At 67.0% G+C, this 22,012-nt stretch carries 21 protein-coding genes; 14 read left to right on the forward strand and 7 right to left on the reverse strand.

Going from position 1 to position 22,012, the window contains the following annotated elements; translation table 11 throughout:
• Window positions 1-201 precede the first annotated feature (201 nt).
• The gene (locus tag HSR122_RS09065) at window positions 202-2,868 is read left to right on the forward strand and encodes a valine--tRNA ligase (RefSeq protein WP_229109383.1); all 2,667 of its coding nucleotides are present in this window, start codon (window positions 202-204) and stop codon (window positions 2,866-2,868) included.
• 179 nt (window positions 2,869-3,047) lie between these two features.
• Here the strand turns inward: HSR122_RS09065 and HSR122_RS09070 are convergent, their stop codons facing one another.
• Complete coding sequence (locus HSR122_RS09070) at window positions 3,048-3,197, reverse strand: hypothetical protein (RefSeq protein ID WP_229109384.1); 150 nt, start codon at window positions 3,195-3,197, stop codon at window positions 3,048-3,050.
• A gap of 103 nt (window positions 3,198-3,300) precedes the next feature.
• Here HSR122_RS09070 and HSR122_RS09075 point away from each other — a divergent pair, with 103 nt between their 5' ends.
• The 8 genes from HSR122_RS09075 (at window position 3,301) to HSR122_RS09110 (ending at window position 11,937) form a co-directional block, all read left to right on the forward strand.
• Window positions 3,301-3,828: a DUF7547 family protein gene (locus tag HSR122_RS09075; protein WP_229109385.1), complete on the forward strand. Its 528-nt coding sequence runs from the start codon at window positions 3,301-3,303 to the stop codon at window positions 3,826-3,828.
• A gap of 6 nt (window positions 3,829-3,834) precedes the next feature.
• Window positions 3,835-4,014: a hypothetical protein gene (locus HSR122_RS09080; protein WP_229109386.1), complete on the forward strand. Its 180-nt coding sequence runs from the start codon at window positions 3,835-3,837 to the stop codon at window positions 4,012-4,014.
• Window positions 4,015-4,094: 80 nt separating this feature from the next.
• Window positions 4,095-5,258, forward strand: coding sequence for an alpha-1 4-glucan-protein synthase (locus HSR122_RS09085; protein WP_229109387.1), 1,164 nt, complete (start codon window positions 4,095-4,097; stop codon window positions 5,256-5,258).
• Between the two features lie 45 nt (window positions 5,259-5,303).
• Window positions 5,304-6,524: an extracellular solute-binding protein gene (locus HSR122_RS09090; protein ID WP_229109388.1), complete on the forward strand. Its 1,221-nt coding sequence runs from the start codon at window positions 5,304-5,306 to the stop codon at window positions 6,522-6,524.
• An 8-nt stretch (window positions 6,525-6,532) separates the two neighbouring features.
• Complete coding sequence (locus HSR122_RS09095; RefSeq protein WP_229109389.1) at window positions 6,533-8,158, forward strand: ABC transporter permease; 1,626 nt, start codon at window positions 6,533-6,535, stop codon at window positions 8,156-8,158.
• Entirely contained in the window at window positions 8,145-9,263 is a 1,119-nt protein-coding gene (locus tag HSR122_RS09100; protein ID WP_229109390.1) for an ABC transporter ATP-binding protein, read from the forward strand. Before HSR122_RS09095 ends, HSR122_RS09100 begins: the two co-directional genes overlap by 14 nt.
• Complete coding sequence (locus tag HSR122_RS09105) at window positions 9,263-11,323, forward strand: ArnT family glycosyltransferase (RefSeq protein ID WP_229109391.1); 2,061 nt, start codon at window positions 9,263-9,265, stop codon at window positions 11,321-11,323. The genes HSR122_RS09100 and HSR122_RS09105 overlap by 1 nt, the downstream gene beginning before the upstream one ends.
• On the forward strand, window positions 11,320-11,937 hold the full coding sequence (locus tag HSR122_RS09110) for a gluconate 2-dehydrogenase subunit 3 family protein (RefSeq protein WP_229109392.1): 618 nt from the start codon (window positions 11,320-11,322) through the stop codon (window positions 11,935-11,937). The genes HSR122_RS09105 and HSR122_RS09110 overlap by 4 nt, the downstream gene beginning before the upstream one ends.
• A gap of 55 nt (window positions 11,938-11,992) precedes the next feature.
• Here HSR122_RS09110 and HSR122_RS09115 read toward each other — a convergent pair whose 3' ends face one another.
• On the reverse strand, window positions 11,993-12,676 hold the full coding sequence (locus tag HSR122_RS09115; protein WP_229109393.1) for a dolichyl-phosphate hexose transferase: 684 nt from the start codon (window positions 12,674-12,676) through the stop codon (window positions 11,993-11,995).
• Window positions 12,677-12,819: 143 nt separating this feature from the next.
• Here HSR122_RS09115 and HSR122_RS09120 point away from each other — a divergent pair, with 143 nt between their 5' ends.
• Complete coding sequence (locus tag HSR122_RS09120) at window positions 12,820-13,896, forward strand: hypothetical protein (RefSeq protein WP_229109394.1); 1,077 nt, start codon at window positions 12,820-12,822, stop codon at window positions 13,894-13,896.
• A 34-nt stretch (window positions 13,897-13,930) separates the two neighbouring features.
• Here the strand turns inward: HSR122_RS09120 and trmB are convergent, their stop codons facing one another.
• Window positions 13,931-14,983, reverse strand: coding sequence for an HTH-type sugar sensing transcriptional regulator TrmB (trmB, locus tag HSR122_RS09125; protein WP_229109395.1), 1,053 nt, complete (start codon window positions 14,981-14,983; stop codon window positions 13,931-13,933).
• Window positions 14,984-15,129: 146 nt separating this feature from the next.
• On the opposite strand from trmB, the gene HSR122_RS09130 reads away from it, so the two are divergent.
• Window positions 15,130-16,257, forward strand: coding sequence for an NAD(P)/FAD-dependent oxidoreductase (locus HSR122_RS09130; RefSeq protein WP_229109396.1), 1,128 nt, complete (start codon window positions 15,130-15,132; stop codon window positions 16,255-16,257).
• A 16-nt stretch (window positions 16,258-16,273) separates the two neighbouring features.
• Here HSR122_RS09130 and HSR122_RS09135 read toward each other — a convergent pair whose 3' ends face one another.
• Both HSR122_RS09135 and HSR122_RS09140 read right to left on the reverse strand, forming a co-directional pair.
• Window positions 16,274-17,242 carry a chemotaxis protein CheW gene (locus tag HSR122_RS09135; protein WP_229109397.1) on the reverse strand — a complete coding sequence of 323 codons (969 nt, stop codon included), beginning with the start codon at window positions 17,240-17,242 and terminating at the stop codon, window positions 16,274-16,276.
• On the reverse strand, window positions 17,235-18,152 hold the full coding sequence (locus HSR122_RS09140) for a ParA family protein (protein WP_229109398.1): 918 nt from the start codon (window positions 18,150-18,152) through the stop codon (window positions 17,235-17,237). The genes HSR122_RS09135 and HSR122_RS09140 overlap by 8 nt, the downstream gene beginning before the upstream one ends.
• 306 nt (window positions 18,153-18,458) lie before the next feature.
• Here HSR122_RS09140 and HSR122_RS09145 point away from each other — a divergent pair, with 306 nt between their 5' ends.
• Window positions 18,459-18,689: a hypothetical protein gene (locus tag HSR122_RS09145; RefSeq protein ID WP_229109399.1), complete on the forward strand. Its 231-nt coding sequence runs from the start codon at window positions 18,459-18,461 to the stop codon at window positions 18,687-18,689.
• On the opposite strand, the gene HSR122_RS09150 is transcribed toward HSR122_RS09145, so the two are convergent.
• Entirely contained in the window at window positions 18,677-19,027 is a 351-nt protein-coding gene (locus HSR122_RS09150) for a hypothetical protein (protein ID WP_229109400.1), read from the reverse strand. The genes HSR122_RS09145 and HSR122_RS09150 overlap by 13 nt on opposite strands.
• A 122-nt stretch (window positions 19,028-19,149) precedes the next feature.
• On the opposite strand from HSR122_RS09150, the gene HSR122_RS09155 reads away from it, so the two are divergent.
• Window positions 19,150-20,331, forward strand: a complete 1,182-nt coding sequence (locus HSR122_RS09155) for a redox-regulated ATPase YchF (RefSeq protein ID WP_229109401.1) — start codon at window positions 19,150-19,152, stop codon at window positions 20,329-20,331.
• A gap of 22 nt (window positions 20,332-20,353) precedes the next feature.
• Here the strand turns inward: HSR122_RS09155 and HSR122_RS09160 are convergent, their stop codons facing one another.
• Entirely contained in the window at window positions 20,354-20,725 is a 372-nt protein-coding gene (locus HSR122_RS09160; RefSeq protein WP_229109402.1) for a hypothetical protein, read from the reverse strand.
• Window positions 20,726-20,827: 102 nt separating this feature from the next.
• On the opposite strand from HSR122_RS09160, the gene HSR122_RS09165 reads away from it, so the two are divergent.
• Window positions 20,828-22,009: a hypothetical protein gene (locus HSR122_RS09165; protein ID WP_229109403.1), complete on the forward strand. Its 1,182-nt coding sequence runs from the start codon at window positions 20,828-20,830 to the stop codon at window positions 22,007-22,009.
• The last annotated feature ends 3 nt before the right edge of the window (window positions 22,010-22,012 follow it).

The raw sequence follows: 22,012 nt of genomic DNA on the forward strand, positions 1-22,012 counted from the left end.
GACAGAATTGCAGATCGGTGTCTTCGACGGGTTCGGACCGCGACGGGAGCGACAGTGCCACGCGCCGGTACGGAAGCGAAAGTTTATACAATCGACATCGTAATCGTTCAGATATGGCTCTGATGTCGTCGGTAGTACGATAGCCGCGCAGGCACGTTTTCACCGCCAGTCCGGCGACCAGCCACGACACCTCTCTTACCCATGAGTGATCTTCCAGACACCTACGACCCGGACGACCGCGAGCAGCACTGGCGCCAGCAGTGGCAGGAGATGGACCTCTACAGCTACGACGCCGGGGCGGCCGATCCCGACACGGACTACGTGATCGACACGCCGCCGCCCTATCCGACGGGGAACCTCCACATCGGCAACGCGCTGGGGTGGTGTTACATGGACTTCGCCGCTCGCTATCACCGCCTGCAGGGCGAGGACGTACTCTTCCCGCAGGGCTGGGACTGTCACGGGCTCCCGACGGAAGTGAAAGTCGAAGAGAACGAGGGGATCCACCGGACGGACGTCCCGCGAGAGGAGTTCCGCCAGATGTGCATCGATCACACCGAGGAACAGATCGACGCAATGAAAGACACGATGCACACGCTGGGGTTTTCCCAGGACTGGGACCAGGAGTTCCGAACGATGGACCCCGAGTACTGGGGGACCACCCAGGAGTCGTTCGTCGAGATGGCCGACGACGACCTCGTGTATCGGGACGAGCACCCGGTCAACTGGTGTCCGCGCTGCGAGACGGCCATCGCCGACGCAGAGGTCGAGACCGAGGAGGGCGTCGAGGGGACGCTCCACTACATCACCTTCCCGAGCGCCGACGGCGGCGACGACGTCGAGATCGCGACGACCCGTCCCGAACTGCTCTCCTCGTGTGTTGCGATGGCAGTCCACCCCGACGACGACCGCTACGCCGATCGGGTCGGCGACACCTTCGAGGTGCCGCTGTTCGGTCAGGAAGTCGAGATCATCGCCGACGAGGAGGCCGACCCCGAGTTCGGGACCGGCGCGGTGATGATCTGTACCTTCGGGGACAAACAGGACGTGACCTGGTGGGCCGAACACGACCTGGATCTGCGGATGTCCTTCACCGAAGACGGCCACCTCAACGAGAAGGCCGGCGAGTACGAGGGGCTGACTATCGAGGAGGCTAAGGAGGTCATCGCAGAGGACCTCGACGAGGAAGGGTATCTCGAGGATACCGAACCAACGACGCAGAACGTCGGCCAGTGCTGGCGCTGTGACACGCCGATCGAGATCCTCAGCAAGGAGCAGTGGTTCGTCGAGGTCGATCAGGACGCGATCCTCGAGCGCGGTCGGGAGGTCGAGTGGATCCCCGAGCACATGTACGACCGCCTGGAGGAGTGGACGGAGGGCATGGAGTGGGACTGGGTCATCTCCCGCCAGCGCGTGTTCGCCACGCCCATCCCGGCGTGGTTCTGCGCGAACGACGAGTGCGATCACATCCACGTCGCCGATCCCGAGGAACTACCGGCCAAACCCACCGAGGAAGAGCCCGCAATCGAGGAGTGTCCCGAGTGTGGCGCCACCGAGTGGGTCGGCGAGACCGACGTGATGGACACGTGGATGGATTCCTCGATCACGCCGCTTTTCGTTCGCGACTGGCCCGACGAGGACTTCCACCCGACGACGCTGCGGCCGCAGGGCCACGACATCATCCGGACGTGGGCGTTTTACACGCTGTTGCGCACCGACGCGCTGGAGGACGAGATCCCGTGGGAGGAGATCCTCATCAACGGGATGGTCTTCGGCGACGACGGCAACAAGATGTCCAAATCGCAAGGCAACTTCGTCCAGCCCGAGGAAGTCGTCGAGGACCACTCCGCCGACGCCTTCCGGCAGGCGATGGCGCTGGCGGGCAAGCGCGGCGAGGACGTCCAGTTCCAGTGGAAGGAAGTCACCTCCGCCTCGCGGTTCAACACCAAGGTCTGGAACATCACGAAGTTCGCCGCTCAGCACCTCGACGCGGACCGCGAGCCGCTGGACAACCCGGCCTATCGTGACATCGACCGGTGGATCCTCTCGCGGGCCGCCGAGACCGCCGAGGATGTCGCCGAGTACATGGACGACTATCGCTTCGACGCGGCGCTTCGGGAATTGCGGGAGTTCGTCTGGCACGACCTGGCCGACGACTACCTCGAGCTCATCAAGGGCCGACTCTACGAGGGGCGACCCGGCGAGCGCGACGCCGCCCGCCAGGGGCTGTTCGTCGCGCTGACGGCCTCGCTGAAGATGCTCGCGCCCTTCGCGCCGTTCATCGCCGAGGAAGCCTACAACGCTTTGCCCAGCACGGAGGGTAGCGTCCACGCCGCCGAGTGGCCCGAGATCGACCTCCATCCCGAGGAGGTCGAGGACACGGACGCCGTCGAGCAGGCCGGCGAGATCATCGTCGACGTCGCCTCGACGATCCGGGGCTGGAAGTCCGACGCGGGGATGGCGCTCAACGCCGAACTCGACAAGGTCGAAGTCTACCCCGACGACGGCCCCGAGGAGCGCGCGATCGACACCTACGACCTCAGCGAGGCGGTCAACGCGCCCGTGCTGATGCGCGAGGGCGTGCCCAGCGTCGAGCTCGTGCCCGTCGAGGTCGACCCCGATCACTCCGTCATCGGACCGGAGTTCCGCGATCAGGCCGGGCAGGTCGTCTCCGCGCTGGAGTCGATGGACCCGCAGGAAGTCAAAGACCAGATCGACCGCCACGCCGAAGTCGAGGTCGACCTCGGCGGCGAAGTCGCGGTCGTTCCCGGCGAGGCCGTCGACGTGATCGAGGAACGGCGCGCGGCCTCCGGCGAGGCGGTCGTCGTGCTCGAATCCGAGACGGCGACGATCCTGATCTACGAGTGATACTGCCGGCTGTAAGTTCGTAAAGATATTCGCCACCCGGGGTGGCGAATTCCTTCAGTGTGTTACAGCCGGCAGTATGAGAACAGGCCGATTGCCTCGATCGACAGACAGGTCGAGTACTCCGGGGACCGACCCCCCGGATGAAGTCGGGCGGCGATGGACGCGACTACTGGAGAAGGCTATTGCGGCGGTTCGAGGGCCGTGTCCGTCGCGATCCAGGCGTCGGGATTGCCGTCCTCGGTGAAAACGGTCTTGTCCTCGGTCGGGGAGTGTGCCGACACCGACGGCCAGTTCTCGATCGCGTCGTCGGGCGTGCGGGTATCTGCCATCGCCGTGGATTAGGTTCGCCTAAAGATAAAAGCGTTCGGATGTTCTTCACGCCGCGGGGACGGTCCGCCTCGGATTTAGGGTGGTGGGGCACGAACGGACGATATGGTCGACGACGACCCTCCTGACGTCGAGCGACAACTCGCGGAACTGACCCGGACGGTCGCACGGTTGCGCGACCAGCTCGAACGCGAGCGACGCCCGCTCGTGGCCCCGCGGCCGCCGCGGGCCGACGAACTCAGACAGTTCACCAGCGAAGTCGCGATCCCGGGCGCGATACTGCTTCTCGAGACGAACGTCCGTGCGCTGCGGCTCTTCCAGCGAACGATCCGGCTGGCCGACGGGGTCGACACACAGGACGGCGGCGACTCGGTCTCACAGCGGGCCGAGCGCGCCGGCTCGAAGGCCCTGTCGCGTCTCGAGAGCGCGCTCGAAGACGTGCAGTCGGCGCTCGACAGCCAGCCGCCGGACAGCGAGGCACGCGACCTGCTCGAAGACGCCCGGCGGCTCCAGTCCGAACTGGAAGACCGGCTCGACGAGACGGACGAACCGATTGAGACCGGGCCGTCGGTCGACGTCGAGTCCGAACTCGAGTCGATCAAGGATCAGGTCGAGAACGACGACGACCGATAGCCGAGCATGCGCGAGGGCGTTCGAAGCGCACTCGTCGGACTGCTCGGCGGGAGCGGTGGCGTCGCCTTCGTCGCGCTCGCGATTCTGGCCGCCGACCCGGCCGCTGACGAGGCACTTGGACTGCTGGTTGTCGCGTTCCTCTCGCTCAACGGCGCGTTTTTCGTGTTTGCCGTGACCCGCTACTGATCGTCGTTCCGCTTCTCGTCGTCCGGGGCGACCGACAACGATACACTCTTTAGGCTGGCCTAAACAATGGGGAGTGACCGATGACAGACGACATCTGCGTGATCGTGCCGACGATCCGGGAGTACGAGTGCGTCCGCGAGTACGTGGCAAACGCCCGCCGTCACGAGTTCGACACGGATCGACTGCACTTCGTGCTGGTCACGGAGGACTTCTGTGACACCGACGCGATGGACGAGATGCTGGATGAACTGGACGTCACAGGGGAGGTCTTCGACGGGAGCGCCCGCGAACGGTGGTTCGCCGAGCAGGGGATCGAGGAGCACGACTACCTGATTCCCGAGGCGAGTCACGCCCAGACGAGTTTCGGTCTGCTGTACCTCTGGGCGGGCGAGTTCGAGTACGGCGTGTTCATCGACGACGACACCCTGCCCCACGAGGACAGCGATTTCTTCGGGACGCACATGGACAACCTCCAGTACCGGGGCGCGATCGAGGCCGTCGAGTCAGACGAGCGGTGGGTGAACGTCCTCTATCAGACCGACACGGACCTGTACCCGCGCGGGTATCCCTACAGCGCGATGGACGAGACCGTCCGAACGGAGACGACGACAGTCTCGGAGGTCGTCGCCTCCCAGGGACTGTGGACGAACGTTCCCGACCTGGATGCGGTCCGGATCCTGATGGACGGCGATCTGGACGGCCAGGCCCAGACTCGCCTCGACGCGGACGACTACGGCGAGGACTTCGTGGCCGCGCCGGGTCAGTACCTGACGGTCTGCTCGATGAATCTGGCGTTCAGACGCGAGGTCGTCCCGGCGTTCTACCAGCTCCCGATGGACGACAACCCCTGGGACATCGGCCGGTTCGACGACATCTGGAGCGGCGTCTTTTTGAAGCGCGCGGCGGACCTGCTGGGCAAGCAGATCTACAACGGCGCACCGCTGTGTGAGCACAACAAGGCCCCGCGCTCGACGTTCGGGGACCTGGCCAACGAGGTCGCCGGCCTCGAACTGAACGAACACGTCTGGGAACTGACCGACCGCGTTGCCGAGGCCGAGAGCTTCGCCGACGCCTTCGAGCGCATGGCCGAGGAACTGGTGACTGCCGAGACAACCGACTACGAGAACGGCGAGTTCCTCCGGCACGTCGGCGAGTACATGCACGACTGGCTCGACTGTCTCGCGACGATCGAATCCGACGGTCTGGAGGCCACGCGATCGGCCCGGTCGCTCGCGGACGACTGAGACGAACCGCCAGACTTATGTTATTTAGGCCAGCCTAAACCAATGATGACAAACGACGACAGCACGTTCGGCGATCGATCGGAGCGTCCGGGGACTCGCTCGTCACGACGGGGCTTTCTGGCGACGAGCGGCGTCGCGGCGGCAGGCGCGCTCGCCGGCTGTACCGGGCTGTTCGGTGGCGACAGCGGTGACTACGGAGCGCCGGACTACGACGCGGCCGACGCGGCGATGGAAGCGATGGCCCTCTCGGAGTTTCAGGGATCTGGGGCCATTCTCGAGGGACGACCGGCACCGGGCGGGCGCTCGATGGAGGACCTCCCGAACCTCTCGGGCGAACTCTCGATCTATCTCGGCGGCGGCGAAGGCGGACTCTACCTCCAGCTGTTCGACGTCCTCGAGGAGGTCTATCCCGACTTCGCGTATACGTCTCAGTCCAAACCGTCGAGCGAGCTCGCCCTCCAGATCGCAGACGAGGCACAGGCCGGCCAGCTCCAGGCGGACCTGTTCATCTCGATCGGCGCGGGGTCGCTCGGGACCGTCCTCGAGGACGGCGCGACCCGCCCGCTGACCGAAGAGACGGTCGATCCCGTGCCCGACGCGTTCGTACAGCCGGACCGCAACTGGGTCGGTATCGCCGGCCGTGCCCGGGCGGTCCCGTACAACACCGAGCAACTGGACGAGGGCGACCTCCCTGACAGCGTGATGGACTTCCCCGACGCCGACCCGCTCCAGAGCGCGACTGGCTGGGCACCGACCTACGGGGCGTTCCAAGACTTCATCACCGCGATGCGCTTGCAGGAGGGTGAAGACGCCACTCGCCAGTGGCTCGAGGACATGCAGGCGGCCGGGATCCAGTCCTACGACAACGAGTTCCTGATCTCCGATGCGATCTCGACCGGCGAACTGGCGGCCGGGTTCGCCAACCACTACTACGCGCTGCGCGTGCTCAACGGCTCGCCGGATCGACCGCTGGACCTGTATTTCACCCGCGGCGACGCCGGGTCGCTGGTCAACGTCTCGGGTGCCGCGCTGCTCGATCGCGACGAGAACGCCGGCCTCGCGGACGTGTTCGTCCGCCACCTCCTCTCGGCTGAAGCCCAGGAGTTCTTCGCCACCCGGACCTACGCCTATCCGATGCTGCCCGGCGTCCAGCCGGTCGGTGACCTGCCGACGATCGACGAACTGGAGACGCCGGATATCGACCTGACCGAACTGGCGAACACCGGTCCGACGACGGACCTGCTGACCGAAGCGGGAGTGCTGTAGCGGCGACGATGTCAGTCAGCGACCCCGTGTCCCGCCGCATCAAGCGCCGCTCCAGAGGCGACGTCCAGACGCTCGTGCTGGCGCTGCTTGCGGGGTCGGTCGCGGTCGCAGTGCTGACGCCGCTTCTGTGGGTGCTCAACAGCGCTCGATCGGTGCCCCTCGATCGCTTCTTCGACATCCTGTTCCGCCGGACGACCCTCGACATCTTCCTCAACACGGTCGTGCTCGTGGTCGCGGTGACCGCGCTGTCGGTCCTGATCGGCGTCCCGCTCGCGGTGCTGACCGCACAGACGGATCTGCCCTTCCGACGGCTGTTTACCGTGCTCGCCGCGCTGCCGCTCGTGGTCCCCAGCTACATCGGCGCGTTCGCGTTCGTCTCGGCGTTCGGGCCGCGGGGCGAGCTCGCCGACGCGCTCGCACCGCTCGGGGTCGAGCAGATCCCTTCGATCTACGGGCTCGTCGGCTCGGTGATCGTGCTGACGCTGTTCACCTATCCGTACGTCTTTCTCACGACGCGGGCGTCGCTGCTGTCGATCGACGGCCGGACCGTCGAGGCCGCCCGGACGCTCAACCACACTCGTCTGGGGGCGTTCAGGCGGGTCACCCTCCCGCAGTTGAAGCCCGGAATCGCGGCGGGTGCGTTGCTGGTCGCGCTGTACACGCTGTCGGACTTCGGGACGCCGGCGATCATGCAGTTCGACGTGTTCACCCGGATCATCTACGTGCGCACGACCGCCCGGCAGGTCGATTTCGCGTCGATCTTCTCGATCCTGCTGGTCGTGCTGACGGTCGTCATCCTGCTCGCGGAATCGCGGATCGAGCGCGGCGGCGAGACCTCCGCGTACGTCAACCGCGGGACGGATCGCCCCGGCGTCGTTCGGCTGGGTCGGTGGCGCTGGGTGGCGACGCTGTTCCCGCTCGCCGTCGCGTCGCTGGCGCTGGCGCTGCCGCCGGCGATCCTGTTCACGTGGCTGGGCCGTTCGACGCCCGAGCTGGCCGGTGCGGCCGTCGACTTCCGGTGGGAGTTCACCTGGAACTCGGTGACCGCCTCCGCGCTGGCGGCGGGGGCGTCCGTGCTCGCGGCGCTGCCGCTCGCGTATCTCTCGGCCCGCGGCGACGGACGGCTCTCGTCGCTGCCCGAGCGGGCGAGTTACGTCGGCTACGCCGTTCCGGGCGTCGTCGTCGGGTTCGGCCTGCTGTCGGTGGCGCTGAACGCCACGCCGTTTCTCTACGGCTCGCTGGCGGTGCTGGTGTTCGCGTACGTCGTCCGGTTTCTCCCGCAGGCGGTCGGGACGACCCGGTCTTCGATCCTGCAGGTCGATCCGCAACTGCTCGAGGCCGCCCGGACGCTCGGCAAACCGCCGCTGGTGGCCTTCCGAAAGGTCGTTCTGCCGCTGGTGATGCCCGGCATCGTCGCCGGGGCCGCGCTGGTCTTTCTCACCAGCATGAAGGAACTGGCCGCGACGCTTCTGTTGCGGCCGTTCGGCTTCGAGACGCTAGTCACCTACATCTGGCAGGTACAGGAGGCCGCGGCGTACGGTCAGGCGGCCGTACCGGCGCTGGTGTTGATCGGCATCTCGGCGCTGTCGATGCTCGTGATACTCGGACGGGAGCGATACGATGTCAAGGAATGATACCTTAACGACGATCGAACAGACGATCGAAACGACGCCCGAGCGCGAGTCGTTCGGCGAGCCGGTCCTCGAGCTGGCCGACGTCACCAAGCGATTCGGCGGCGAGCGCGCCGTCGAGAACGTCTCGCTCGACATCCGCGAGGGCGAACTGGTGACGCTGCTCGGCCCCAGCGGCTGTGGCAAGACGACGACGCTGCGGATGATCGCCGGGCTCGAGACGCCGTCCGAGGGGACGGTCACGATCGGCGGCGAGCGCGTCGCCGGAGCGCGGGACGCGACGCCGCCCGAACAGCGCGACGTGGGCCTGGTCTTTCAGGAGTACGCCCTGTTCCCGCATCTGACCGTCGGCGAGAACGTCGCCTTCGGGCTCGAGGCGGACGACGGCGAGCGCGTCGCGGAGCTGCTCGAACTCGTCGACCTCGAGGGGTACGCGGACCGCAGCCCCGAGAGCCTCTCGGGCGGGGAGCGACAGCGGGTCGCGCTCGCCCGCTCGCTCGCCCCGGAGCCGGACGTGCTCCTGCTGGACGAGCCGTTCTCGAATCTGGACGTTCGACTGCGCGAGGAGATGCGCGAGGAGGTCCGCCGGATCCTCAAGGCCGCCGGCGTGACGGCGGTGTCGGTCACCCACGACCAGGAGGAGGCGCTGTCGATCTCCGATCGGGTGGCGATCATGAACGACGGCCGCCTCGAACAGGTCGGCCGCCCGGAAGAGGTGTTCGGCCACCCCGAGTCGCGGTTCGTCGCGAGCTTTCTCGGACAGGCGAGTTTCCTCACCGGGACCGTCGTCGATGGCGGCGTCGACACGTCGCTTGGGCTGCTTGACGACGACCGGCTCGACGGCTCGATCGAGGAGTATCGCGGTGCCGAGATCGAGGTCCTGGTCCGTCCGGACGACCTCCGGGCGACACCCTGTCCCGGGCCCAGTACGCACGGCGAGGTCGTCCACCGCCAGTACACCGGCCCGTCGTTCGTCTACCGGGTCGAACTCGATTCCGGCGACGTGGTCCACTGCCAGCACAACCACGCGACGGAATTCGACCACGGGACTCGCGTCTGTATCGAACTCGAGGCCGATCACTCGCTGGCCTGGTATCCCGCGGAGTGATGGCGGGCGTCGAGACGACCGCACGCCGTCTGCTCGCTACCGTCCGCGAGCAGACGCGCGATCCCGAGACGCGGTGGCGAATAGCTGTCGCACTGCTCGCGGCGATCGGCGGTGCGACCGTTCTCCTGCTCGCGACGCGGGTGTTCCCCTACCACTCGCTGAACCACGACGAGGGCGTCTACCTCCAGCAGGCCCGGATGTTGCTCGACGGGCAGCTCTTTCTCCGACCGCCCGTCCCCGAGGCGTTCCGGCCGTGGTTCTTCGTCGAGAGCCCCGAGGGGATGTACTCGAAGTACTCGCCGGTCGTCCCGGCGTTGTACGCGCCGGCGCTCGCGCTCGGGGTGCCGCGAGCGACGCTCGCGCTCGTCGGCGCGGGAATCGTCGCGCTCGTCACCGCGATCGGTGCGGAACTGTTCGACCGGCCGACCGGACTGCTCGCCGGCGTCGCCGTGCTCGCCTCGCCGCTGTTCCTGATAAACGCGGCGACGTTTCTGCCGTACGCGCCGACGACGCTGCTGAACCTGCTCTTCGCGTTCTCGTATCTCCGGGCCGACCGGACCGGGAGCCGCCGGCTCGCAGCGGCCGCAGGGGGCGCGATCGGGCTGGCGTTTTTCGCCCGGCCCTACACCGCCGTGCTGTTCGCCGCCCCGTTCGTGCTCCACGCGCTGTGGACGCTGCGCACCCGCGAGCGCGACGTGTGGCTCCGGCAGGTGACCGTCGCGGTTGTCGGGCTGGTCGGGGTCGCCGCCGCGCTGGGGTACAACGCCGTCGTCACCGGCTCCGCACTGGAGTTTCCCTATCACGCGTTCGCCCCGCGAGACGGGGTCGGGTTCGGCACGCGCGAGTTGCTCGGCCGCGAGATCGAGTACACCCCGGAACTCGCCGCGCGGTCGAACGCCCGCGCGCTGGAGACGTTCGCGAGAGACTGGGCTCCGGCCGGCCTGCTCGGAGTCGCCACCGCCGCTGTCGGACTCGTGGTCGCGCTCCGCCGTCGGACGCCGCGGCGGCTGGCGCTCGCCGGACTGGTCGTCTCGATCCCGGTCGGCGAGGCGTACTTCTGGGGGACGCTGAACGTCCTCGGTGAGATCGGCGACCCGGGCGACGGGCTGATCGCCTCCCTCGGGCCGTACTACCACTTCGACTTGCTCGTGCCGCTGTCGCTGTTCGCGGCGCTCGCGCTCCGGACTGCCGGATCGCGCGCGTGGACGGTGCTCGACCGGCGGCTCGATCCGCACAAGGCGCTGTCGGCGTCGCTAGCGCTCGCGGCGGTCGTCGCCGCGGTCGGCGGAGCGGCGGTCGTCACGACCGCGACCGACCCCATCGATCGCAACCGGGCGGTCACCGACCACTACGAGGCCGCCTACGAACCCTTCGAGGAGCAGTCCTTCGAGAACGCGCTGGTCTTTCTCCCCCAACCGTACGGCCCGTGGCTGAACCACCCCTTCCAGCCGCTGCAGAACGACGCCGGCTACGACGGACCGGCGGTCTACGCGCTCGAGGAACGCCCCTTCGAGGTGGTCGACTCGTTCCCGGATCGGAACCTGTATCGGTACAGTTTCCGGAACCCGTGGCCGCCGATCGCGGGCGAGCCGGTCGAGCCGCGACTCCGGCCGATACGCCTCGCCGAAGGGGACGCAGTCTCACTCTCGATCGCCGCCGGCCTGCCGACGTACGCCCAGAGCGTGTCGATCGTGCTCGAGAGCGACGATAGCCGCGAGCGAACGGCGGTTGCCGCCGGGGACGAACTCGCGCTTGCACTGGCGGTGGGCGACGGAGCGGCCACGCTCGACGGCCCAGGGATCGAGCAACCGGTACGCGTCCCGGTCGAGGGGCGCGCGACGGTCGATCTCGAACTGTTCGTCGACTACGGGACCGGGGCCGGGTTCAGCTACGCGCTCTCACTGCCGGTCGAGACGGGCGACGGGACGACACGCGCGTTGTCGCCGCGACTCCAGCTGTGTGAGCTGGCACATCGCTGTGACGGTGCGGCCGCCTACGTGCCGGGCGAGACGCGCCAGGGGCAGTTTCTGCATACGACGTTCGAGGTGACCAAACAATGATAAACGAGACGGACGAGTCCGTGACACACGAGACTGACGAGCAGGCGAACGGAGCGGAAGACGACACCACGCGTCTCACGCGACGGGACGCGGTGATCGCGCTCGGTGCGGCCGGCGTCGGAGCCGCCGGACTCGGCGCGCTGGCGTGGGACGATCTCGGCGACGAGACCGCCGACGGGCCGACGGATCGGGACGAGCCCGGAGGGCGCGAGACGATCGTCGCTGCCGCCGAGGCGCTGTATCCCGAGCGGGTGACGGGGATCGACTCGTTCGTCGAGAGCTACGTCGTAGGCCGGATCCAGGACCGATCGGCGTACTTCGACGGCGTCCGGGCGGCCGCCCGACGGCTCGACGAGTACGCTCGCCACTGGGACGATCGGCCGTTCGCCGAACTCGACCGGGGGGCCCGACAGGACGTGTTCGACGAGTATGGACTGGACGACAGCGAGCCGGACCCCAGCGGGAGCGAGCGCGAGCGCGCCCGGTATTACCTGATCAACGAGTTGCTCTTTGCCTTCTACTCGTCGCCGACCGGCGGATCGCTGGTGGGACTGGAGAACCCGCCCGGCCATCCCGGCGGTCTCGACTCGTATCAGCGCGGGCCGGACGAGTGATTTCGGCGGCTCCGAGTCGCGTCGGTGCGGATCGGGGAGCGGCCGGACCGGGAGTTCACCGCAGTCGTTCCTGCATCCCGACCCGCAGGATCGAGCCGGCGATCTCGGCCCCGCCGGAGACCGGATCCAGTGTCGTCTCGCCCGCTCGCTCCCGATAGTCGATCTCGATCTCGCGGACGTCGTAGCCCCGACACAGCGGTCGCAACAGCAGTTCCGCGGAGAGGCCGGTGTTCTCGGTCCACTCGATGCCCTCGATGACGGACGTCCGGTAGGCGCGCATCCCCGTCGTCGTATCGCGGACGCGGCTCCCGACCAGCGCGCTCGCGATCGCGGCGAACAGGTGGTTGCCGAGTCGGTTGAACCGCGGCATCGTCTCGGCCCCGCGCGAGAGGCGGTCGCCGCTGACGACGTCCGCGCCGTCGTTGATCGCCGCCAGGAAGTCCGGCAGTCGCTCCATGGGATAGGTGTCGTCGCAGTCAGTCGTGACCACGACCGGTCGGTCGGCCGCGCGCAGCGCGCGCTCGACGGCGACGCCGTATCCCTGTGGTTCCTGTTCGATGACCCGCGCCCCCTTCTCGCGGGCGATCTCCGGCGTTCGGTCGCTGGAGCTGTCGACACAGGCGACCGACGCCCGCCCGTCGGTCACGCGCTCGATATCGTCGAGCACTGTGCCGATCGCCGCCTCTTCGTCGTACGTTCCCATGACGACCGCGAGGTCGTCGAAGGTGTACTCGCTCATCGTGTGTCTCTGTCCGCTCCGGTCATATTTTAGGCTTGCCAAAACCAGTGGGAGTAGAAGCGATTATTGCCCGTTTCTGTCGACGAGAGGATCTCTTTCCCGGTGGTTATTTTTACTTTGCCAACAGACAGTAGCGCACAACTATGTCGTCAAGAGAGTACACGCGGCGAGACCTCATGCAGAAAGGTGTAGCGGGAGCGGGATTCGTCACACTCGGATCACTGGCGGGGTGTGGTAGCATCGGCGGTGGTAACGGGAACGGCAACGGCAACGGTTCGACGGCGGGCGACACTGTTCCGGCGAAGGCGGAGGCGATCGTCTCGATGGACGTCGAGGCGATGTTGAACGACGACGACCTCCGGGACGTCGGCGATACGGTACTCGAGGAGTTACAGCAGTTCGGACAGGGCGAAGGCAACCTGCCGGAAGACGTCGACTCGGCGATCGAGATGGCTCGCGAGGAAGCCGACCTCGATCCGACCGGGTTCCGGAGTGGGACGCTGTTCATGCAGGTCGAGGGGTCCGGCGCCGACGAGGACTACGCCGGCATCGTTATGGAGACTGACTGGTCCGAGGACGACCTGATCGGGTTCCTCGAGTCGGAGGGTGACAGCGATCTCGAGGAATCGGAGTACAGCGGCAAGACCATCTACTCGGGAGCCGACACCGACGAGGGCGGCATGGCTGTCCTCTCGGACGGTCGGTACGTCATCGGACCGACGGCGGTTCTGGAAGACGTCATCGACGTCGTGAACGGCGACGCCGATGCCATCGGGAGCGAGCTGACGGACCTGTATGACATGACAACCGAGGGTCACGTGCAGTTCGCGACTGTCGTTCCTGAGGGCTCGCTCGAAGACATGGATACCGACGAGATCGAGATCGAGAGCCTCGATCAGATCGAGTACGTCTCGGGAAGCGTCTACAAGACGGACTCGGCCTACGGCGTCGAGACGAACATGTGGGCCGGCGACGCCGCGAACCAGCTGAAGGAGGACGTCGAGTTCGCCATCGACGCGGCGACTCGACTCGAAGACACGTCCGAAGCACTCAAGTCGAGACTCGAGGACGTACGGGTCGAATCTGCCGACCAGACCGTGACAGTCTCTTACGAGGAAGACATCGCACAGGTGAAAGAGGCCGCCCAGACCTACATCGAGGAGAACATCATGGGGCTGCTGTTCCTGCTTGCGTTCAGCGGCGGCGGAACGACTCTGTAAGGCTATCCAAAGCGTTGGGACGGCGGCGTCCCGTTCACACGCCTGGCGGACCGTCCGTCCCGACGACGATCTCGTGTGCCTCGATGTCCTCGAGCGCGGCGACCTGCCCGCCGACTTCGATCTTACGATCGCCCGTGTCGACGAGTATCGACGCCGCGATCCAGTTGCTCTCCGCGGTCACGTCGACGATTTGCCCTTCGACGAGCGTGTGCTCGCCGGTCTCGACGTCTCGCCCGTCGATCGAGGCGTAGTAGGTCCCCTCGAGTCGCGACAGGTCGGCAACGCATCGCCGGATCGTCCCGTATCGGCGCGGGAACCGGTCGGAGATGGGCTCATCGACCACGGTTTCTGCGGTCGTCCACAGGACCGTGTTCAGAAAGCCCGACAGCAGAAAGCCCAGTTCCGACCGGTTGAAGATCACGCCGTAGCGGTCCTCCGCACCTTCGATCCCCTCGCGGGTGGCGTACATCGCGTACTCGCCGTCGGCCACGGCGACAATCGGCGTCGTCACGCCGCGCCGCGTCCGGACGGTCGTGGCCACGTCGACGTAGTCGAATTCCTCCGGACCGGGAACCGCGGCGGCCGGCGAGAGCAGGATCTCGACCGAGACGCCGGTGTCCTTGACCGACGCCAGCGTCTCGTGGAACCGATCGAGCAGGTCGGGCGTCAGCGACACCATCAGCTCGTACTCGGCCGACTCGATCACGTCTTCGAGATACCGGAGCATCGTCGGCCGGGACTTCACCAGCGAGACGCCCTCCGCCTCGCGGGCCGGTTTCGTGTATCGTTTCCCGAGCCCGTCGACGAGCGACGACAGCGAGTCCCGGTAGTCCGCGAACGCCTCGTCGGGATCGATCGCCAGGACCTTCATCGGTCTGGACTCCCGGAGTTCGACCAGCCCGCTGTCGCTGAGGCTCCGAACGGTATCGTACACCCGCGGCTGGGGGATGTCGGTGTATTCGGCGATCTCCGCGGCCGTGAGCTCGCCGTGCTCGAGGATCGTCAGGTATGCTTTCGCCTCGTACTCGCCGAAGTCTAGCCGTTCGGCGATGTGCTCCAGCGACGTGAGTAGGTCGTCCGACGCCATCACAACGTTATTCTACGAGCGAATAAATCAGTCCTTTGTTATTGGATCGACGTGTCACACACACTGCCGAATGTGAGCGCGCGGCGCTTTGAACAGCACGTCACCGGGACCCGCGCGTTTAGGGGGTTTCAGTCCCAACGTGAGGTATGCGAGTTGCAGTCTTCGGCGGCGGCTACGCCGGCCTTCCGCTCGTTCGCAGGCTCGAACGGCGGCTCCCGGCGACAGACGAGATCGTTCTCTTCGACGAGAGCCCGACCCACACCGTGCGCCACGAGGTGCATCGCGTCGTGCGACGGCCCGACATCGCCGAGGCGATCGCGTTGCCTTTCGAGGAGGTGCTCGATCGCGCCCGCCACCGCCAGAAACGGGTAGCGGAGATCGACCCCGATCGGCAGGTCGCGACGCTTTCCGACGGCGAGACGGTCGAGTACGACGCGGGCGCAGTCGCGCTCGGCGTCGAGACGGAGTTCTACGGACTGGAAGGGGTCCGCGAGCACGCGACCCCGTTGCGGACGATCGAACACGCCCGACAGGTCCGGGCCGGGGCACTCGAGACGTTTGAGGGCGACGGCCGGATCGTCGTCGGCGGCGCGGGACTGTCGGGGATTCAGGTCGCGGGCGAACTCGCGGCGCTGGCTGGCGAGCAGGACGCCGACGCGACGGTGACGGTGCTCGAACAGGCCGACACGATCGCGCCCGGGTTCCCCGCGGACATGCGCCGCGCGCTCCGGGAGGAGCTGGACGCTCGCGGGATCGAGGTCCGGACCGGATCGGGCGTCAAGCGAGCGGACGACGCGACGATCGCGCTCGAAGACGGGTCGGAACTCGCCTACGACCAGTTCGTCTGGACCGGCGGAATCCGGGGGACCGAGGCCGTCTCTCACCGGCCGGCGGTCCCGGCGACGCTTCGACTGGCGGACCGGACGTTCGCGCTCGGTGACGCGGCCCGAGTGACCGACATCGACGGCCGTCCCGCCCCTGCGAGCGCACACACCGCGATCAGGCAGGCCCCGGTCGCCGCGGAGAACCTCGCGGCGTTGCTCGCGTACGACCGCGAGGGCGCGCGCGGGCTCGAGCCCCGGCTCGAACGATACGACTACGATCAGCTCGGGTGGCTGGTCAGCGTTGGCGACGGTGCCGTCGCGAAGGTCGGTCCGCAGGTCCTCCGCGGCGCGGCGGCGACAACGGTCAAGCGATCGGTTGGTGTCGGGTACCTGACCTCGATCGGTGCCGTCCGAGATGCGGTCGAACTGCTCGCCGAAGAGTTGCAGTGATTGCGGGTCAGGCGGGTCAGTCGTCGAGGAGCGCGACCTCGGGTTCGGCCCAGATCACGAACTCGCCGTCGCGTTCGACGACGCCGTTGACCGCCTGTTCGTCGAGCGGCGAATCCTTGACCTCCGATTCCGTGATCGGCATGACCTGCCGGACCTCGTCGACGACCCAGCCGACGTGGCCCTGTTCGTCGAAGGTCCCTTCGTCGAAGACGACGATCAACTGTTCGTCGTCGGTCTCGTCGATTCCCAGCGACACCTTCGGATCGAGAATCGTGGTGATCTGGCCCCGGAGATCGACGACGCCGCGAACGTGTTCCGGGGTGTTCGGCACGCGCGTGACCGTCTCCTCTTTGACGATCTCCTCGACGTGCTGGATGTTCAGACAGTACTGCTCGTCCCCGAGGCGGAACTCCAGCACGCGGATCTCCTCGTCTGTGCGTTCTGTTTCCTCTGACTGTGTTGCCGCGGGCCCCTCGATCTCCATCGGCTGGTCGGTTTCGGACGTGCCGTCGTTGGCTTGCTGTACGTCGTCCTCGTCGTCCGCGGGGCTCGTTTCGCCCCCGTTCGACTCGCTGTCTCCGGTATCGTCCTCAAACGCCGCCGCAGCTGCGGCCGCGGACGAGACAGCCGCCGCCGCGTCGTCTCCCGGTTCGGAACCGGGCGTGTCGTCCCGGCTCGAGTCGGGTGTGGCGCTCTCGTCGGACGACGAATCCGATCCGGTTGTGCCGGATGACTCCTCGAACCACTCTGACTCGTCCGGCACGTCGTCGGTCATGGCAGTTTCGGACGGATTCGGGCTCTCGGCCCCGTCGCCCGAATCGGCGCCGTTCGAGTCCCCATCGTCCATCGGGTTGGCTCCGTCAGAGTCAGCGCCGCCATCGTCCGAGTCGGCCTCGTCGTGGTCGGCCGAACCGGTGCGACGCCCCTCGCGCATTCGTCGGATACGTTTCGCCCGTTCCATGCGGTCGTCATCGTCGTCAGTCATGTGTTACCTCGTGTGTACTGTCGCTGGCGAATCCGAACCGCTCGTCGAACGCCGCGGCGATGTCCAGAAAGACGTCCGCCATGTCGACCTGCTCGTCCGCGGCGAACACCGATTTCCCCGCCTTGAACGCGCGCTGTAGCGCGACCCGTTTTCGGACTTCCCAGACCGGGAACTCGTCGAAGACCTCGTTGAGCCACGCCAGCATTTGTCGGTCTTCGTTGGTCTTCTCGACGCGATTGGCGACGACGCCCATCGTCTCGACGGTGATGCCGGTCTGTCCCTCCAGCGCCGCCATCTGGTCGATGAGCAGCTCGATCGCCCGCTCGGAGGTCGCCTCCGTCAGCGCCGGCACCAGAATGTGCTGGGCCGCGTAGATCCCGGTGTCAGTCAGTTTGCCGTAAAACGGCGGCGAGTCGATGATCACGTAGTCGTACTCGTCTTCGATGCCCGCCAGCGCCTCGTCGAGCACGTCCAGCGCGTGCGGGCCCGAGACCGATTCCGGAGTGACGTTGATCCCCAGCGAGGCCAGCGCCGACGGATCGACCGCGAGTTCGGGGTCGTCTTTGACGCGAGCGACGAGGTCGGCGATCGTCAGCTCGTGTTCGGCCTGCAGGAGGTCGATGTTGCTCGGCAGGACGTCCATCTCCCCGTGCTCGACGACCAACTCGCCGGCCCGATCGCGCTGGCGATGGTCGGTCAACACGTCGAAGAACGTGGGCGGCGCCCTGTCGTAGGCGTCAAGCAAGCCCAGCCCCTCCGTCGCGTTGCCCTGCGGGTCGAGATCGACGAACAGGACGTCGCGGCCACGCTCGTTGAGCGCCCCCGCGACGTTGATCGCGATCGTCGTCTTGCCGGTCCCGCCCTTGGCGTTCGTGACGCACACTCGCGCGGACCGCGTGTCGGAGCTCATCTCTACCGTTGTCCGGGGATCGGGCACGACGGGTTATAAAAATACGCTCCGGCCTATCAAATCGGAAAATCGGACTGGCGACACACCGGACCGACATGCCCGTCCCAGCCGCAGTCAACCGGGGTCATACTGGTGGCTATACCATTTCGAAATGATCTGGCACGCCGTCGTGCCAGATATCTTTCCGAACGTATAGCCACCAGTATCCCTCTAGGACTTCATGTTCCATGCTATCACTCATATAAGTATTAACTCGCCTCTGAATAAAGGCTTATTACCGGTCGGAACCTACCGGCACGTGCAGTTATGGCTACCACAATGAGTACTCAGCATACAGCACCGTTCACGATCAGCGAGGCGGACAGCGATGCCGCTCCCGAGACAGGGGTCGTCACGCAGACGAAGCGCTACACCTTCTACTGGCTGGTCGGAGAAGAACCGATCCTCCTGACGGTCAAAGACTACGACGGAACGAACGTCACCGGCGAGGTCGATCCCCCCGATCGCATGATCGAACGGGTCGCTCAATCCGGCTGATCCTGTCGGCCGTATCGAGTCGCGACCCAGTCGATGATCGCGCCGTAGGCCACGCCGGCGAGGAAACTCGGCCAGTCCCGGAACTCGCTGGTGAGCGTGATCGCCGTCGTCACCACGAGCCCCAGCAGTACGCCCCTGACGAGGACGTTGTACTCCGAGTCGACGATCCTGAGTCCGCCGGCCAGCCCGATCAACAGCCCCATGACGACCCGGTTGTACCACATCGCGATCAGGAACAGTTCGTTCCCCTCGAACCCGATCCGGAGACCGACGCCGACGATACAGAGGACGCCCAGCGCCGCACCCGTCAGCACGCCGATCGCGAGTCGTCTGTCCATGCCTGCATATCTGTCGGATGGGAGATGAGTGTTCGGGTCGCCGATGCGTTCCGGTCGGGCACCTCGGCCCGGAGACCCGCACGATCGAAATCCCCTTGGACCGGGGCCACCCACTCGGAGGTATGCTCTCGATCGCGCTTGCCGGAAAGCCCAACGCCGGCAAGTCAACCTTCTATCAGGCGGCGACGATGGCCGAGGTCGACGTGGGCAACTACCCGTTCACGACGATCGACGCCAACCGCGGGGTCACCCACGTTCGAACGGACTGTCCCTGTCTCGACCTGCAGCAGCGTTGCGGGAACGAGCACTGCCACGACGGCAAGCGCTACGTCCCCGTCGAGTTGCTCGACGTCGCGGGGCTAGTCCCGGGCGCGCACGAGGGGCGGGGGCTGGGCAACCAGTTCCTGGACGAACTCTCGAACGCCGACGTCATCCTGCACGTCGTCGACGCGGCGGGCGCGACCGACGAGGAGGGCGAACCGGTCGAGGTCGGCGAGCACGACCCCCTCTCCGATCTGGACTTCATCGAGACGGAACTTGACCTGTGGCTGGCCAGCATCGTCGATCGCAACTGGGAGTCGGTCGAGCGCGCTTCCCGGTCGCCCGACTTCGATCTGGACGAGGCACTGGTCGATCTGCTCAGCGGCGTCGGCGCGAGCGAACTCGACGTCTCGCGAGCGCTGCGCGAACTCGACCACCCGGAGGACCCGCTCCAGTGGGCCGACAACCACCGCGAGGCGCTGGCCGAGGACATCCGCCAGCGGACGAAGCCGATCGTCGTCGTCGCCAACAAGGCCGACATCGCGCCCGAGGAGAACCTGCAACGACTGCGGGAGGCCGCCGACGCGGTCGTTCCCGCGACGGCGGACGGCGAACTCGCACTCAGGAAGGCCGCCGAGGGCGGCGTCATCGAGTACGATCCCGGCGACGCGGACTTCGAGATCGTCGGCGACGTGAGCGAACAGCAACAGCGAGGGTTAGAGCGGATCCGTGAGGTCATGGCCGAGTGGGGCGGTACCGGGATTCAGGAGGCGCTCGATTACGCCGTCTACGACCTGCTCGATCACATTACGGTCTATCCCGTGCAGGACGCGACTCACTGGACGGACGGGCAGGGCAACGTCCTGCCCGACGCCTTCCTCCTGCCGAGCGGTTCGACCCCCACGGATCTGGCTTACGCCGTCCACTCCGACATCGGCGACGGCTATCTCCACGCCGTCGACGCCCGCGAGGACATGCGCATCAGCGACGAGCAAGCGCTCGAAGAGGGCGACGTCATCAAGGTCGTCTCGACGGCGAACTAGCGTCCGCGACCGGCGACGGTGGTCACGTCCAGTGTTCCCGGTCAAAGACGAACCGCGAGACGTACGCGGCCAGTTCCCGGGCGGCGCGTTCGCTGGACTCGTGGAGGTCGCCCGAGATCGGCCCCGCCTCACCGCCGACGCCTTCGGCCTGGGAGATCGGGTCGGTACCGGTCGGGTACGGTCGCCGGTCGCCCACCTGATCGCGGAGGCACTGGACGGCTTCCGGGCGCAGTTCGGCGTCGAGATGCGACAGGTCGTAGCGAACGATCCAGCCGCGCCGGGCGTTCCGGATCACGAGGACCGGCTGTCCGTCGCCGGCGTTGCGTTCCCAGAGCATCTGTCGCTCGGCGTCGGTCTCGTAGACCGGGACGTTCGACGGTTCGATATCAGTCATCGACCAGTGTACGGCGTCCAGCCGCTTGACTGCATCGCCCGGAGCGCCGATCGATTTCCGCTACAGTCAGTTACATGCGTCTCGGCGTGCAACGCCGTCCCGATGTCGCTGGACCCGCCCGGCCCGGCGCGGACTCCGCGTCCCGACGCTGGCCCGTCACGCCCGATCCTTGCAGTGATCGCGGGTGCTATCGCGCTCACGCAGGTTCCGGTCGCCGCCGCACACGAGACGACCGCGACCGGCGGGATCACGTCCGGCCACGGCGTCGCGCTCGCGCTGGTCGGGATCGCCGTCCTCGTCGGGAGCGCACTCCTCAAGCGAACGGGCCGATCCAGCCCCACGCTCGCCCTGTACGGCGTCTTCGTCGGCCTCTCGCTCACGGTACTCGGGACGGTCCTCTTCGAGGGGCTGTCCCCGGACCCGACCTACACCGCGCGTTCGATGCCGTTCCCCCGGGCGTGGTACCAGCCGCTTGCGCTGTCGGTCGGCACCGCCGTCGCGGCCGGGAGCGTGCTCGTCGGTCGGCTCCGCTGGCCGACCCGCCCGCGGTACGCGCTGCTCGGCGTCCTGATGGGGCTGTGGATCGCCTACCCCTACCTGATCCCCGGTTCGAGCGACTCGCACCCGCTCGGCTACGCGATCGTCCTTGCGACTCCTGTCGCCGTGGCGTACGTGCTCTGGACCGACGCCGGGGACGCGCTCCGGGCCGTCCTGCGCGACCGGGTCGCCCGACGGTTCGGCCTCGGGACCGCCGTCGTCCTGCTGGTGTTTTTCTTCGGCGTGACCGGCTACCTCTCGTTTTTCCCCGAGGAGGGCGCCCCCCACGAGGTCACGGTCGCCGTCCTGCCGACGATCTACCAGCTCGTCACCTGGCCCACTCTCGAGATCGCGCTCCCGCACGTCCCGCTGTTTCTGGCCGTCTCGCCCGGCCAACTGTTGATCCTCGGAACCCTGAGCGGGCTCATCGGGCTAAACGGCGCGCTCATCGCCCGCCAGTGGCGCGCCGAACAGCGGGCCGGGTTCACCGAGGGAACGGCCGGGAGCGCCGCCGTCGTCGGGACGTGTACCTGCGGGTGCTGTGGACCGCTCGTGGCCAAGATCGCTGGGCTGGCGGCCGGACCCGCCATCGCAGCGCCGCTGTACTGGCTGTTCGTCGACCCGATGTCGCCGCTCAGCGCGCTGTTCGTCGTCGGGAGCCTGCTGCTTTTCGCCGGCAGTATCGTCTACTCGGTCAGCGCCGTCCGGAACGTCGACACCTCGGTGACAGTCTCGCCGTCGGATTAACCG

Source organism: Halapricum desulfuricans (genome assembly GCF_017094525.1).
Taxonomy (GTDB): Archaea; Halobacteriota; Halobacteria; order Halobacteriales; family Haloarculaceae; genus Halapricum; species Halapricum desulfuricans.